This is a genomic window from Romboutsia sp. MSSM.1001216sp_RTP31141st1_G3_RTP31141_220114 (genome assembly GCF_039031195.1).
Taxonomy (GTDB): domain Bacteria; phylum Bacillota; class Clostridia; order Peptostreptococcales; family Peptostreptococcaceae; genus Romboutsia_C; species Romboutsia_C hominis.
Genome location: NZ_JBCIUO010000023.1, coordinates 1 through 15,240, shown reverse-complemented (window position 1 = coordinate 15,240; position 15,240 = coordinate 1). Strand labels below are relative to the sequence as shown.

Genomic DNA, 15,240 nt, shown 5'->3' with positions numbered 1-15,240 from the left:
AGGGTAATATGGGTGAAGAATTTAACAAAAATCAGATTCTAGTAAATTATAAAAATATAAAAGAAGAATTATTAAAGTGTGGATATCATGAAGAAATTTCATATATATCGATTTTAAAGGCAAATATATTAGCATTTTTAACAGCTGGCCCATTTGGTTTATTAATTATATTTTTATATTTAATAATTTGGAAGACTTTGAGTTTTGAAATAAAGTCAATATTTCAGAGTATTCTATTATTGGTGATATTTATTGGATCAATATTAGTGCATGAGTTTCTACATGGTTTTACATGGAAATTTTTTTGTAATAATAAATGGAAAAGTATAAAAATTGGTGTTATATGGGATAAATTAACTCCGTATTGTCATTGTAAAGAGCCTTTAAGTAGTAAACAGTATATGATTGGATTATTAGCTCCATTTTTTATTTTAGGAATATGTATGGGATTTGTAGCAATAATATTAAGAAACCCATTAATATTATTTATTTCGGTATTAAATATACTTGCTTCTGGAGGAGATACAACTATTGCAATTAAAATACTTAAATATATTAACAATAAAGAGGTTTTAATTTTAGACCATCCAACAGAATTAGGGTTTGTTTCATTTGAAAAATAAAGGGTGAAATAAAATGGTGGAATTGATAAGAACTAATAAAATTGAATCTATAATTAGTCTTAATTTAATTAAAAATAAAAATAATAAGATTAACTAATTCTCTCAAAACTATTTAAATAGTAGTGGTAAAATTAAAGCCCTTAGAATCCATTTATTTGGATTCTAAGGGCTTTAATTTTATTACAAATAGAATAGTACCTAAAGTAAAATTTAAGATGGAGTTATAAATCGAGATTAAAAATATTGAACATTTTTGAAAAATAAATCTCTTATATATTAATATATTAAATTTTAAGATACATTGGATAGTTTTTTTATTAAGTTGACGAATAGGAACAAGGGGGACGGCTTTATGAAAATAAAAGAAAAAATTGAATTATTAAAAACTCAATTAAATTTGATTTGTGAAGAACATAATCTATTGAGTGAAGAAGTTATACTTATTAGCAAAAAGTTAGATATATTAATAGCAATAGAACAAAGGGAAAAACTAAATAAATTATTTAATGATAGAAGATTATAAATAACTAGTCATTAAAGTAAAATTTCAAGACTAGTTACTTTTTGTAGATTATTAAAGTTAAATTTTGATATAATTATTTAGTTTTAAAATATAAAGTGGAGGAAAAATATAATGAAAAAAATAAGATTTTATTTAATTTTAGCATTAGTAAGCTTTATAGCAGTAGGATGTTCTACATCTGAAAAAAAGTCAGATGCTTCTAAGAATGAAAATACAACAGAGAAAAGTATTGAATCAACAGATACTAAAAACAGTTCAGAAACTGAAAAAAACACAAGTGAAAAAAATGAAACAAAAGATGAGAACAAATCATCAGATGTATCAAAAGATTTATCTGATAAATGGTATGATAATCAAATTCAAATTAATGGGAAAGTATTGACAATGCCTATAAGTCTATCTGATTTTAATAAATTAGGTTTTAAATTAGACTATTCTAAAGAGTATGTATTAAACCCAGGTGATTCTGTTGCTGGAACACATTTAACAAATGATAAAGGAAATTCTATATCTGGTTCATATTCTAACTTATCAGATAAAGTTATAGATATTAAAGAATCAAGTTTAACTTCAATTAATATTACTAATAGAACAAATAAAGATCTTGATGTTATCTTCCCTGGAGGTATTAAGTTTGGAAATAGTGTAGAAGATGTTAAACGTATATATGGAGAACCAGAGGATACATATGATGGAGGGAATGGTTTTTATACGTTAACTTACAAAAAAGAGAGAACTCATTATACAATATTAACATTTACAGAAGGCAAACTTAGTGGGTATGAATTATACATATAGTAAAAAATAATTACAATATAAATAATGAACTAAGTTATGTAAAATAGAAAGTTTAAATAATAAATAATAAGAAAAAACAAGATTATTATAAATAAATACTTATATAAATCTCCTCTTAGGAATGAACTAAAAATATTCTAAGAGGAGTAATTTTACTAGAATAGTGACAATTAATCTTTAAAGTGAAACTTAAGTGATAGTTGAAACTTGCATTCTTAATTTTAATTATTTTTGTTATTTAGAAAATGTTTATAAAACAATGAACTAAATCCTCCTATTAAAGAAAATACTGTTCCTATTGTCCTAATATTTACTGTTACAGATTCGATAATCCACTCATATTTAGATGTATCCATTGCCCCACCGTTTAATTTAATAGCACACTCTCCCAATATATAGCCGAACAAAGGAGATACTAATATCAATATCAATCCTATTATAAATAGAATCGTGTTAATATTTTTATTTTCCACACAAATATCCTCCTAAATTTATTTTAACTATTATAGATCATTATATATTAAAAGTAATAAACCTATAATAATAAACTACTAGTTTCTAAAGCAAAATTTTAAGACTTGTGTTTTTAATATCAAAACTATATATAAAACAGCATTTTTTATGTATAGTTTTGATATTAAATTAAATATTTTTATATGTATTGTAGATCAAGGAAATATGCTCATTAAATTATATGTTTTTTTGAACACTAAAAAAGAGCATTGGATGTTAATGCTCTAGTAATTGACCTAAAAAATTAGAATCCATAAATTAAATTTTCCAATAAACCCCATTTGGTAATTTACATAAATATCCGTCAAATTTCTCTTTTATTTTTCCTGTATTGAAATCTCGTACTATTACTCTTTCATGATACTCCGGGTTCTCATACCATTCGGAAAAATACAAATCTTCTCCATTACGAAATAGTAGTCCCTCTGTTAGTCCAATCTCTATTTTTTTGTTTTCTGGCCAAATAATCTCATATACACCATTATTTGAATCCCTGCAAAGCATGGGCGGTGAAGTTTTCAACATAAGATTATAGCAATTTTCAACTGTATCTAATGGCAATTTTTTTATCATTTCAAGTCTTCGTTCACTTGGGAAATAGCAATTTATCTGAATTGTTTGTTCACAGAAATCAACACTCAAAAAGAATATCTTATCATTATCCCAAATAGGACTCTCTATATATAAATTTTCTCTAAGTTTAAATGGGCTATGAACAGTACCTTCTGGAAAATGAATCAAATGACAATTTATACCAGAAAAATTTTGTCCAGATTTAACTAATTCTTCTGACTCATACAAATCACAAAAGCTATTTTTGCTCTCCTTGCAATAATACCACTCTGTCGTGCCTTCCATCTGTTCAGGATAGCATTTCGATACACCATCTATTTTTATTATATTCACCTAATTCCTCCTATTTACATATTCTGATTCCTTAACTATTTAAATTTATTTACAAATACCTATTTATCTATATTATATAACAAGCATTAACCTTATTATAAATATGTAACAATAGTTCTTAAAGTAAAACTTAAGGAATAGTTGTATTTGTGGACTACAATATCTAATATTTGGTATTATAAACCAAATAAAAGCTAAAGAGAGGGAATTAACATGAGTATATTTATAGCATTTGTAATTGGAGGGGCAATAATGGGTCTTTCAGGAGGTATATATGGATTAAAAATTGTACCAATATTTATAGTTCAATTTTTAATATATGTAATTATCCATGAGCTAGCACATGGATTAGTAGCACATAAAAATGGACTTAAGTTTTCTGTTTTATATTTAGGGCCTATAGTATTTATATTAGATAATTTAAAAATAAAGAAAATAAAAATAAACAAATTACAACAATTCTATTTAGGCAGAGCTCAGATAGATAATAATGAGATTATAGATAATAATGATTTCGAAAATCATATAAATATGTGGAAAAAAGCTTTGATAGCAGGACCTATAAGTGATTTAATATTATCAATTACTTTTATTGTAATATCAATAATATCAAAGAATTATATTTTTATTTTTACAACATTATCAATAATGTTTATTATAAGTATACCTAGCTATTTAATGGGAGATGGAAAACATGTTAAGCTACTAAAAAAAGATATTTTATTTTCTGAGTTAGTGATGTATACATATAGCATTATAGGAAATACAGATGTATCAAATAAATCTAGAAAATACTTAGTATCAAGACTATTTAAAAGCTTAGAAACATGTACTTTAAATAAAGAGAATATTATAAATATTTCTGCTATTTTAGGTATTTTATATCAAGTTTATTTTATAGATGAAATAAATAGCTTACCTAGAAATAACGAAGAAATAATAGATAAAGTAATTGAATATAAAGAAATTATATTAAAAGAAAAAATAGAGCAAACATATTTTAAGTCATTGATATCAAGTTGTATAATATATAATGTAATATACTTAGAAAATATTGATAAATCTTTAAATTTATATAATCAAGTAAAAGATTTAAAGTTTAATCTACCTGGTGAAAAATTAGACTTATTCAGGGTAGAACATATATTAAAAATTGAAAATAGAAAAAATGAATTAGAAAATGATAAGTATATGAATCCACTATTTATTGAATGTAAAGGCGTTTATGAAATGGAAACTAAAATAAATAAAAAAATAATTGATTTTATAGAAGAAAATAAGGCTTGTAACTAAGCCTTATTTCCATCTATACTTTAAATTGAAATTTTTAGAACTCATTACTTTTTTTATGATTATTTTGAGTACTATGAACTGACATAGTCAAACTTCCGATTGATACAGTTGACATAAAGAAGATATAAAATCCTTACTTTCAAAAATGTAACTTCCTATAGTTGATATAAGAGAAATTAGAAAACATATATAAAGCATAAACATACAGTACTTTTGTAATTACATATATTTCCTCCTCTAAATTAATAATTCTATTATATTGTATATAACTAAATATAGTAACCATCATTAAAAACAATTTATTATGAGAGCAAAATTCAAAGTATATGTTACACTAGAAAAAATATGGAAGATTGATAGTATGGTTAAATTTATATTTGGAATATTTTTTATCATGATGGGTGTAGTTTTTATTAATTTAGTCTGAAAACTGAGAAAAACTCAAGATATAGGATTAATTAAAAATAATAAGATTAATATAAATAAAATTAAGGATAAATATAGTTATGTGAAATTTTATTTAAGAATATACTTTAGCATGGGGGTTTTATGTATTATCCAAGGTTTAATTTGTGTATTAGCTATATATTTTCCAATAGTATATGATATATAGTGGATTACAAATATGATTTTTATGTTAACTATTTTTGTATATTCACACAAGCTTGTTTTCAAAGCTCCTAAATTTTAATAGAAGATAAAGATATTATTATCAAAAATACATACTTTAAGATATATGTAAAGTTAAAACCATTAGAATTCATTTATTTAGATTCTAATGGCTTAACTTTATTCTAAATACCTAATTATCTTCTGAAGTAAAATTTTAAGCTAATTATTTTTGATTTCTAAAATTACATTTGATAATAGTTTACCTGAAACAATTACCAGAGTTATAGCTGTAAACATAGTAACTGTTAAAGATACATTTTTGAACATTAATAAGTTAAGTATTAGAATTGGAATTAATGATGCCAATATCATAGATGTTTTATTTTTCATTGCATTAATCCTCCATATATTAAAATATATAAATTATGTATTTAATTTTATCATAGATTATTATATATTAAAAATAATAAACCATTATTTTCTAAAGTAAAATTTAATTAATAGCTGCTTTTTATAGATTATTAAAGTTAAACTTTGATATAATTAAATTTAATTATATCAAAGGGGTGCTAATTGTATGGAAAATAGAGATATCTATGAAGAATTTTCAAAAATTAAAAAACTACAAATTATTATTCCTATTATAGGGGTTGTTATTATACTTGCTATGGTTATTGCTGGATTAGGAAAATTATCTGGGTTTGTTGTTTTAGGCGTATTATTTTTCACATGGTATAATTGGAAGTGCCCGAGTTGTTGTAAAAATTTAGGAAAAGATAGAACTTCTAAATGTTGTCCGAACTGTGGAGCAAAACTATCAAATGATAAACTGAAAAATGAATAGAATAGTAAAGGCTTATAAATAGATTTATACAAAGTTAAAGCTCTTAGAACTTAAATGAATAGATTCTAAGGGCTTTAACTTTATTTCAAGTACATAACCTAGCTCTTAAAGTGAAATTTTAGGACTTGTATATATATATTTATTTATATATTTTTTACAATAAAAATTAACTAAATCAGACGGAGGTAAAATATGGATTATACAGAAAAAGAATTATTTGAATTTAATAAAATAGATGCAGAGAAAAAATTATTTGAAGCAGTAGATCATATTTATGGAGATAACAATAGAGAAAAGAACTTTGAAAAATTTATATCATTATGCAAGATGTCTGCATTTCAAGGGGAAATGAGGGCTCAATATATATTAGGATTATTTTATGAATATGGAATGGAAGGGTTAAAAGAATATTTTAAAATTGATATACAAGCTGAAGAAAAATGGTATGAAGTGATTAATTATGAAAAAGCATTAGATTGGTATGAAAAATCAGCTGTTCAAGGTAATAATTTAGCACAGTATAAAGTTGGATATATGTACAATGAGGGAATAGGGGTAAAAGTAGATTATAAAGAGGCAATAAAATGGTATTTAAAAGCTGCAGATCTAGGAAATTCAGATGCTATGTTTAATTTAGGATATATATATTATAAAGGAATAGGAGTAGAAGTAGATTATAAAGAGGCAATGAAGTGGTATTTAAAAGCTACAGATCTAGGTAATTCATATGCTATGTCTAATTTAGGAAGTATATATTATAAAGGAATAGGAGTAGAAGTAGATTATAAAGAAGCGATGAAATGGTATAAAAAAGCCTCAGATCTAGAAAATTCAGATGCTATGTTTAATTTAGGATATATGTATGATGAGGGAATAGGAGTAGAAGTAGATTATGAAAAAGCTAAGGAATGGTATTTAAAAGCCGCAGATCTAGGAAATTCGGATGCTATGCTGAAGATAGGATATATGCATCATGAAAGATTAGGAATAGAAGTAGATTATAAAGAGGCAATGAAGTGGTATTTAAAAGCCGCAGATCTAGGAAATTCAGATGCTATGTTTAATTTAGGATATATTTATCATGAAGGAATAGGAATAGAAGTAGATTATAAAGAGGCAATGAAATGGTATTTAAAAGCAATAAAATACAATAGCAATGAAGCATATTCAAATCTTGGATTTATGTATAGATTTGGACAAGGTGTAGAGATTAATTATAAAAAATCAATGGAATATCAATTAAAAGCAGCAAAACTAGGAAATATTATAGCGATATGTCAAATTGGATATATGTATCATGAAGGATTAGGAGTAGAAGTAGACTATGAAGAGGCAATAAAATGGTATACAACAGCAGCTGAAAATGGGTGTCCAGAGGCTTCATGCAACTTAGGACACATATATTCTTCTGGAAAGGGAGTAGAACAAGATTACGAAAAAGCTATGAGATGGACTTTGAAAGCAATTGAACAAGGTTGTATATTAGCTAAAATAAATGCAGGAGAATTATATAGAGATGGACAAGGCATTGAGAGCGATTATGAAACAGCAATGAAGTACTTTGAAGAAGGATTACAAGAATCTATAGAAGAAAATGAATATGATACAAAAGAGATAGCATTGTTTAATATTGCAACAATGTATGAAAAAGGCTTAGGGGTAGAAGTAGACTATGAAAGAGCGTTGGAAACATATAAACAATTAGCAAGTAGTGGTTTAGAAGTGGCTATAGAAAAACTAAAAGAGTTAAAACAATAAAAAATAACTTTAAGTATTAATTTTTATTATATTTTTTTAGCATATGTAAAAATGTTTAGTAAAAATCACCTTAAAATCCATTTATTTTAAGGTGATTAAATTTACTTTAAATACTTCTATAATTCTTTAAACGGAAATTTAAGTAATAGTTACTATTTATATCTAAATATTTATGGAATTTCTATTTAAGGCATATTTTTTTTAGATTCAAAAAGGTAAGTGATTTTATTTGAAAATAAACTATTTTCAATATACTCATTTAAGTGTATATCAATACTTTTTGTATTCAAAGGAATAGAATACACTAGGTTAAAAGTAGAAGTTCTCCCTAATGGTAGAAACTGGTCATAGCAAGATGATAAAGTATCTAATATATTGTTTACAGGGTTTAAAACTCCTATAAATTGAGCTTGCTTATAGTTATTAGTATTAATATCAATTTTTTTTAAATTTACTTTATCACTATAAAAATCTGTATTTTTTATTTTACATTCTATATTAATAAGTATTTTATCTTTAGATAAATTATATTTAAAATTATTTTGGTCAAGCTTTTTTATAGATTTAAATACATATTCTGAATCAGTCATTTTAATAGTTTGATTTAAATTATATGTATTTTCAAAAGTCTTATAAGAAGAATCTAGTATTTTATTACCAATAACGAATATTAAATTAAAAGCTATTAAGATTTTAATGGTAAAAAATAATGTATTATATAAAAATATTAATATAGACTTTTTAATATTTTTTTTTACATTAGATTTATGGTTATCATTGCCAACAGGTTTATAATTATCAATATCAATAGTATTTATCTTATTAATATTATTGTATGTATTACAATTGGGGCAGATAAAATTATACTTTTCAAGATTAAATTTTTTATTGCAGTTGGTACATTTAATTACTTTTTTCATATATTTCACCTATTAAGTTAATTTTATTTGAATAGTTCTAGTTATAGATTTAATTGAAAAAACTTTAGTTCTAATCTCAGATATAGAAAATGATAAATTTTCACTGTATTTATCGACTAAAAACAAAAAAGTTCCTGTCTGAGAACTTTTAAATTTATTATTAAAAGTATACTTATTGAATATATTATAACCAGAATCCACTAATGATCTTTCTAAGTCAAAATCATTAATAACATCATAGAATCTACCATTATTTTCATCAACAAGATAAGGTGTAGTATATTCTACATTCTTTGTAGTATTAGATGAATCTAAGAAAATATTAATCGCAATTAGTTTTTTATCTTCTAATGAAGTGGATGTATTTAGGTTTTTTATTTTAGAAAAATCTACAATATCTTTAGATAAGACTTTAAATTTAAGGCTTCCTAAAGATATTTGGTCTTCTTTTGAATAATTAATTAAATTTAAGTCAGTTGAGATTTGACTAGTTTTAAATTCTTCAAATTTTAAAGGAATATTAAAATATACAAATATAAATAAACCAGCTATAAGAACAAACAATGGTATATATCTATTAATTTTAATCAATACTAATTCTCCTTTCATTTTTTATATTTATATATATTAAAATATTTTTATATTATAATATATTTATATAAATTATAATATAAATATATTTTGATAAGGAGAAAATGATGATTAAAATTATAATAATACTATCAATAATACTTATATTTTTAAAAATTAAGATAAATAATGAAGAAAGAGAAGATGTGAGCATAGACATTGGAGATTTTCAAAAATTTTTATTTGCTACAACATATACATTTTCATGTATACATAAGGTTATGGATGAAAAAAATACTTTAAATTCTAATTTCCTTAATAATAGTAAATCTGTAAAATATGCAAAAAAATTACTAATTGATGGATATGGAATAAGTAATAAATTAGATGCTATAGAAGGATTAGAGTGGTTGGTAAATAGTGGGCATAGGGATTCATACGAGTACCAAAAAGATATTTTTATTGAAAATAAATATCTAGAAGTAGAAAAAAGGAATGTATTAATCGAGATAAATAAAAAGTATAAAGACATTGGGATATTAGGTTGGGATCTAGTTAGAGTTAATCATGTAGCTTTATATTCATATATGTGTGGATATATAAATAAAGATGAACTTTCACATTATTGTAAATTATCTTGTAATACAATATATACAACATTTAATGGATGGGTGGATTTTATAGAAAATGTTGCATTAGGACATAAATTTTTTACTATTAATGTAATGGAACAAAGTGAGCAACTAGGCAAAATGTTATATGAAAAGCACATGAATATATTAGCTGATAATTTAAATAAAAATGGCATTTATGATGCTGTAAAATGGGAATTAAATCTGTAAATAAAAAATTGCGCTAATACGATAAAAATATTTAATATATTAATATAAGAAAAGTCCTTATAATCCATTTATTTAGATTCTAAGGGCTTTTCTTATACTCTAAATAGAACTATACTCTAAAGCAAAATTTTAAGGCCAGTTTGTTTTAGCTATTAAAAAATTTTATAAATATAAAAGCAACCAACAATTAATGATGTTAATGCTAATATCTCAGCTAAAGTTCTAAAAAAAGTTGAAATTGCGCAAATAAAATAAACTAACTCCATAAAAATACAAACATAGTTATAAGTTTTATTTTTACCTAATATATTTGATTATTAAATAATTTCCTAAAGCTAAAATAAATCAATTAATAATATTTTTTTTAACTCTTTTATTAATATACTTTCGATTCTATCGAATTCATTTAAAATCTTACAATCATCAATATCTGTACAGTTTAAATCTCTTTCACATAAAACCGTTATAGATATAGGTTTATCTATTATACAAAAGATATCGTAGAGCGATAAATTTATTATATTTTTAGATACACTATAACCTCCATGTTTACCTCTTTTAATTTCTATTATTCTTGAATTTGATAACTTCCTTAAAATAGGGTATAAAAAATTAATTGGAATTTGTTCATTCTTTGAAATACTTTCAGCCGTTAAAAGATCATCTGTTTTGTATAAAGATTTCAAAGCCTTTATTGCATAACTTACTTCTTTTTTTATTTTCACTATTAATCTCCTTATTAAAATAAATTTATTAATTAAGACAAATTTTGACATAAAAAGTTCAAAATTTGGGTTAAAATTTCAAAATTTTTCATGACTGATATGATTGACATAAAATAACAAAACTATGATAATTAAATAAAGTATTTTTATTAAAAATGCTTTATTTATTAAAAATATGAGGCAATTTGTTGAGTGTCCAACTACAAGTAAATCCATAGTGGTAAAACTGAAAAATAAATCAAAAGACATTTTTGTATAAAAAGTTTAATATTTAGACAAAAATAAAAAAAAATAGTTAAAATTTAAATAAATTGGTAAAATATAATAATATATTTGAACTTTCATCTCTATAAAAAGTCTTAATTATGAATTTATTTTAAAAAGGAGGAGTATATGAGCAGGAAAAAACTGAACAAGTTTTATTCACTTTTACTTTCATTTAGCATTATTTTAAATACTTTAGGTTATTCATTTGCGAATGAGCCTGTAGATAGTAATAAATTAAATGTAAATACATTAAAAAATAATGTTATAAATAATGAGATTAATTCAAATGTAGAAAAAATAGATAGTACATCAACTGAAAAGAATGATTCAAATCGGGGGGGTGAAGAGGCAAAAAAGGATAACTCAATTTCAGATATCAAAAATATAGGTAATCAATCTGAGTCTAAAAAAAATAATGAGGATAAGAAAGCTATAGAACAAATTTTAGATGTAACGGTTAAGCCAAATAAAACAAAAGTAAATATAAATGATAGTTTTATATACACTATCTCATATAATATACAGAACTATGATAATGATACTTGTGATTTAATTATAGATATACCTGATAATTTAACAATTTTGAATCAGAAATCCATAGAAAATGCACAAATTCATTCAAATAGAATTTCTATTAAAATAGATACATCTGATAAAAATTTAATTTCTAAATCTATAGATATAGAAGTTAAATTTAAACAAGGTTCAAATATAGGTGATATAGCAAAAGCAAAGGTTACTTTAGGATCAAATCCAGAGGTAATAAGCGAAGGAACTGTTTTAGAAAACACTATTTTAAGCAGTATTTCAAGTAAAATGAGTGCAACACAAGTTGCTGGCAAAGAAGAATTTACATATAATTTATCATATGATGTAGAAAATTCTAGTCAGGATTTAAAGTTAGTTATAAATGTACCAAAAGAAATAATAGATATTTTAGAAATTACTGAAACAAATAGTAGTGTAAATAAAGTAGTAAGTGAGGATTGTATAACTTACACAATTAAGCCTGGAAACAATTTATCTAATAAAATCAGTATAAGAATGAAATTCAAAGATAAAGCTCCAAATGGAAGTTATGCACAAATAACATCAAAGTTGTTAACTATGAATGATATTGATGTAGATTCAAATACAAGTTCAAAAGTTGAACTTATAAAACCACTTGTAGATTTTAATATACAATCTAGCAAGAATATAGTTAAGCCAGGTGAAGAGTTCAAGTATACTATAAATTATGAGATGATTTCAGCTAATCAAGATGAAGCAACTATAGTAGTCGATGTTCCCAAAGAGCTAGATGTAATATCATTTGAAAATATTGATAAAAATATAGTTGAACAAACATATAATGCTGGAAAAATAATATATAAAATAAAAACAAAAGATATAGAACGTATAAAGGGAAATTTAGAAGTTAGGGTAAAATTTAAGAAAAATGTAGATGATGGAACCAAAGCTTCACTTAGCGCGAGTGTAAATTATCCAACGGAGTATACTATATATAGTACCCCTGTTATATTAAATGACTTTTCAGTTGCAGATGTATCAATTACACCAACAGAGAAAAAGGTCTTAAAAGATGGAGAGTATTCATATGTTGTAAACTTTACATCTCAGGGAAATAAGGATCCATTAAAGCTAACTATACAATTATCAGATACATTAGATATATTGGCGGCAAATGACCTAGTTGGTATACAGCCGATAATTGATAAGAATAATAATACTGTAATATTTGAGGTACCTCCATCAAAGACACCAATATCTGCACAACTAGAAATAAGAGTAAAGTTTAAATCTGATGAGCAAAATGGTGCAATAGGAAATGCTATAGCTACTATAAATAAAGAAGATGTAGCAGTAAGAGAGGTAGAAAGTTCAAATACAATATTAGAAATTAATCCAAAATTAGAGATAATAAAGAACTTGATTACGTCTGATTCAATTACTCCAAATTCTACTGCAAAATATCGAATCACTATAAAAAATAAGGAAAATATAAATTTAAAAGAATTTAAATTAAAAGATATTCTTCCTAAAGAAGCGATATTTGTAGATGCAACATTAAAGGATTCTAATTTAATCGAAATACCAAACACTTTAATAGATAATAAAAATGGTGAAGTTATAGCGACAGTACCAATAGATTATAATAGTACAAACTTATATTTAGAAGTGACTGTTGAGTATAAAAATCTTGTAATTGGGAGTAAAATCACTAATAATGCTGAAATATATGATAATACAAATAACTATATAAATAAGGCATCTATATCAAATTTAGTACAAGAAAAACAAGGAGAAGGAGTTCTTTCAAAATTATCTACAAATAGAGTAAATTCATCAGGTGGTAGTCAAGGATGGAATTTATATGTTAAAAACTATGGTAATGTTGCTTTTGATAAGTTTATATTAAAGGACAAAATTCCATATGAGAATAATATATATATTATAAATTCAGGAAAGTATGAATCCTATGATAAAGATACTACTATGAATATAAACATAAAGACGAATAAAAGAGAGATGTTTAATGTTGCGAAATTAACTGGAGATGAATTAAGCATAGGTAAACAAGTAAATCTGAACAATATTCTTTCTAAAGGAGAATATATGACAGACTATGAGGTTGTAATAGAAAATATTCCAGTTGGATTTACTTATAATGGATGGTCTTGTATGAGGCTTGATGGAAATGTAAGAAATAAACATGAAGATGGAACTTTTATACAGAATAACGAAACTATAACAAATACAGCAACGTTAGAATATATAAGTAAAGACATAAAAGGAACTGTAAAAGATAGTGATTCATTCTTATTTAAAACTGCATATACGGCTTGTGTTGAAAAACAAATAATAGCTAGATCTACAGGTGTAAACACTATAGCAGAATATGAATTAGTTACAAGATCACCGAAAAGAAACTTACCTAAGCCTATAGTTTTTGATATAATTCCAGATGGTATGGAATATGTAGATTATGAAATTAATGTTAAAGATAATAATGGAAATATAATAAGTAGCCCATTAACTAAAAATTTTAAATTCGAAAAAGTTCAAGAAAAAGATAAAGAAATTGTACGATGGATATTTAATGAAAATTTACCACAAAATTATACGATTTCTATAAAACTTAAACTTAAGCAAATTAAGAACAAAACATTCATAAATAATGAAATGGGAGTATCAACTCAAAATATTAATGGGGAAATTAGAGGTGTATATGGAATACAAGGCAATGAAATGGATACTCCAATAGATAAACTAAAACCAGATTCAGTAGAGCCAATAGGTTACGATTATGATGGAAATGGAAATAAAGGTGGAGATATTTATGCAAAAGCTACAGCAGAATATAATATAGGTAATAAAACAGGACTGACTGTTGAGAAGTATATAAAAAATGAAGAAGATAAAGAATACAGTACTGAGGTAACATCTAAGAAAGGAAGTACAATTAACTATAAATTAGATATAATTAATACAACGGAAAAAGATGTTATTAAAGACTTATCTATAGTAGACATATTACCATCTAAAGGAGATAAGAATTTATTATCAACTTCTGAAAGAGGATCATTATTCTCACCTACTTTAGTTAAGAAATTTAAAATTATATATAATGGAAAACAACTAAGTGATTCAGACTACAAGATAAGTTACTCAAACTCAAATAATCCAGAAAGAAATGCTATAAATGGAACATTAGGATCTGGTAAATGGATAGATGATATTACTAATGTAGATGATATTAAATCTGTTAAGTTTGATATCAATAATGTTGAGCTTAAACCAAAAGATAAGTTAGAGATATATTTTGATATGATTATACCAAATAATGTAGAGGATAATTTATATGCTATAAATTCATTCCAAGCATCATTTAAAGATATACGTGGAAGTTTATTATATCCAGTTGAATCAAATAAAGTAATTGCAAAAACGCCATCAGTAGTATCACCAGAAAAACCACCAGTGATATCACCTGAAAAACCACCAGTGATATCACCTGAAAAACCGCCAGTGATATCACCTGAAAA

At 24.3% G+C, this 15,240-nt stretch carries 14 protein-coding genes; 8 read left to right on the top strand and 6 right to left on the bottom strand.

Annotation, left to right across the window (positions count from 1 at the left end):
- The 3 genes from ABCP60_RS14705 to ABCP60_RS14695 all read left to right on the top strand — a co-directional run.
- The coding region (locus tag ABCP60_RS14705; protein WP_343102023.1) for a DUF3267 domain-containing protein at nt 1–623 on the top strand (623 nt) is incomplete at its 5' end.
- A 352-nt stretch (nt 624–975) separates the two neighbouring features.
- On the top strand, nt 976–1,146 hold the full coding sequence (locus ABCP60_RS14700; RefSeq protein ID WP_343102022.1) for an aspartyl-phosphate phosphatase Spo0E family protein: 171 nt from the start codon (nt 976–978) through the stop codon (nt 1,144–1,146).
- A 111-nt stretch (nt 1,147–1,257) separates the two neighbouring features.
- The gene (locus ABCP60_RS14695; protein WP_343102021.1) at nt 1,258–1,944 is read left to right on the top strand and encodes a hypothetical protein; all 687 of its coding nucleotides are present in this window, start codon (nt 1,258–1,260) and stop codon (nt 1,942–1,944) included.
- A gap of 221 nt (nt 1,945–2,165) precedes the next feature.
- Here ABCP60_RS14695 and ABCP60_RS14690 read toward each other — a convergent pair whose 3' ends face one another.
- Both ABCP60_RS14690 and ABCP60_RS14685 read right to left on the bottom strand, forming a co-directional pair.
- Nucleotides 2,166–2,417, bottom strand: coding sequence for a hypothetical protein (locus ABCP60_RS14690; protein WP_343102020.1), 252 nt, complete (start codon nt 2,415–2,417; stop codon nt 2,166–2,168).
- 298 nt (nt 2,418–2,715) lie between these two features.
- On the bottom strand, nt 2,716–3,363 hold the full coding sequence (locus tag ABCP60_RS14685; protein WP_343102019.1) for a hypothetical protein: 648 nt from the start codon (nt 3,361–3,363) through the stop codon (nt 2,716–2,718).
- Nucleotides 3,364–3,576: 213 nt separating this feature from the next.
- Here ABCP60_RS14685 and ABCP60_RS14680 point away from each other — a divergent pair, with 213 nt between their 5' ends.
- On the top strand, nt 3,577–4,656 hold the full coding sequence (locus ABCP60_RS14680; RefSeq protein WP_343102018.1) for a site-2 protease family protein: 1,080 nt from the start codon (nt 3,577–3,579) through the stop codon (nt 4,654–4,656).
- Nucleotides 4,657–5,487: 831 nt separating this feature from the next.
- Here the strand turns inward: ABCP60_RS14680 and ABCP60_RS14675 are convergent.
- A complete protein-coding gene (locus tag ABCP60_RS14675) occupies nt 5,488–5,658 on the bottom strand; it encodes a hypothetical protein (RefSeq protein WP_343102017.1) in 171 nt (56 codons plus the stop codon).
- A gap of 187 nt (nt 5,659–5,845) precedes the next feature.
- On the opposite strand from ABCP60_RS14675, the gene ABCP60_RS14670 reads away from it, so the two are divergent.
- Nucleotides 5,846–6,112, top strand: coding sequence for a hypothetical protein (locus ABCP60_RS14670; RefSeq protein WP_343102016.1), 267 nt, complete (start codon nt 5,846–5,848; stop codon nt 6,110–6,112).
- Nucleotides 6,113–6,304: 192 nt separating this feature from the next.
- Nucleotides 6,305–7,870 (top strand): tetratricopeptide repeat protein, encoded by a 1,566-nt coding sequence (locus tag ABCP60_RS14665; RefSeq protein ID WP_343102015.1) that lies wholly within the window; start codon nt 6,305–6,307, stop codon nt 7,868–7,870.
- Nucleotides 7,871–8,055: 185 nt separating this feature from the next.
- Here the strand turns inward: ABCP60_RS14665 and ABCP60_RS14660 are convergent, their stop codons facing one another.
- Both ABCP60_RS14660 and ABCP60_RS14655 read right to left on the bottom strand, forming a co-directional pair.
- Complete coding sequence (locus ABCP60_RS14660; RefSeq protein ID WP_343102014.1) at nt 8,056–8,790, bottom strand: hypothetical protein; 735 nt, start codon at nt 8,788–8,790, stop codon at nt 8,056–8,058.
- Between the two features lie 12 nt (nt 8,791–8,802).
- The gene (locus ABCP60_RS14655; protein ID WP_343102013.1) at nt 8,803–9,381 is read right to left on the bottom strand and encodes a hypothetical protein; all 579 of its coding nucleotides are present in this window, start codon (nt 9,379–9,381) and stop codon (nt 8,803–8,805) included.
- A gap of 107 nt (nt 9,382–9,488) precedes the next feature.
- Between ABCP60_RS14655 and ABCP60_RS14650 the strand changes: the two genes are divergently transcribed.
- Nucleotides 9,489–10,202, top strand: a complete 714-nt coding sequence (locus ABCP60_RS14650) for a DUF1266 domain-containing protein (protein WP_343102012.1) — start codon at nt 9,489–9,491, stop codon at nt 10,200–10,202.
- Between the two features lie 335 nt (nt 10,203–10,537).
- Here the strand turns inward: ABCP60_RS14650 and ABCP60_RS14645 are convergent, their stop codons facing one another.
- Complete coding sequence (locus ABCP60_RS14645; RefSeq protein WP_343102011.1) at nt 10,538–10,927, bottom strand: Rrf2 family transcriptional regulator; 390 nt, start codon at nt 10,925–10,927, stop codon at nt 10,538–10,540.
- Nucleotides 10,928–11,320: 393 nt separating this feature from the next.
- Between ABCP60_RS14645 and ABCP60_RS14640 the strand changes: the two genes are divergently transcribed.
- A partial coding sequence (locus tag ABCP60_RS14640; RefSeq protein ID WP_343102010.1) for a hypothetical protein occupies nt 11,321–15,240 on the top strand: 3,920 nt, incomplete at its 3' end.

Coding starts and splice junctions, on each gene's coding strand:
- ABCP60_RS14660 (WP_343102014.1), bottom strand. CDS start 8,790: ATGAAAAAAGTAATTAAATGTACCAACTGCAATAAAAAATTTAATCTT.
- ABCP60_RS14700 (WP_343102022.1), top strand. CDS start 976: ATGAAAATAAAAGAAAAAATTGAATTATTAAAAACTCAATTAAATTTG.
- ABCP60_RS14670 (WP_343102016.1), top strand. CDS start 5,846: ATGGAAAATAGAGATATCTATGAAGAATTTTCAAAAATTAAAAAACTA.
- ABCP60_RS14680 (WP_343102018.1), top strand. CDS start 3,577: ATGAGTATATTTATAGCATTTGTAATTGGAGGGGCAATAATGGGTCTT.
- ABCP60_RS14665 (WP_343102015.1), top strand. CDS start 6,305: ATGGATTATACAGAAAAAGAATTATTTGAATTTAATAAAATAGATGCA.
- ABCP60_RS14695 (WP_343102021.1), top strand. CDS start 1,258: ATGAAAAAAATAAGATTTTATTTAATTTTAGCATTAGTAAGCTTTATA.
- ABCP60_RS14675 (WP_343102017.1), bottom strand. CDS start 5,658: ATGAAAAATAAAACATCTATGATATTGGCATCATTAATTCCAATTCTA.
- ABCP60_RS14650 (WP_343102012.1), top strand. CDS start 9,489: ATGATTAAAATTATAATAATACTATCAATAATACTTATATTTTTAAAA.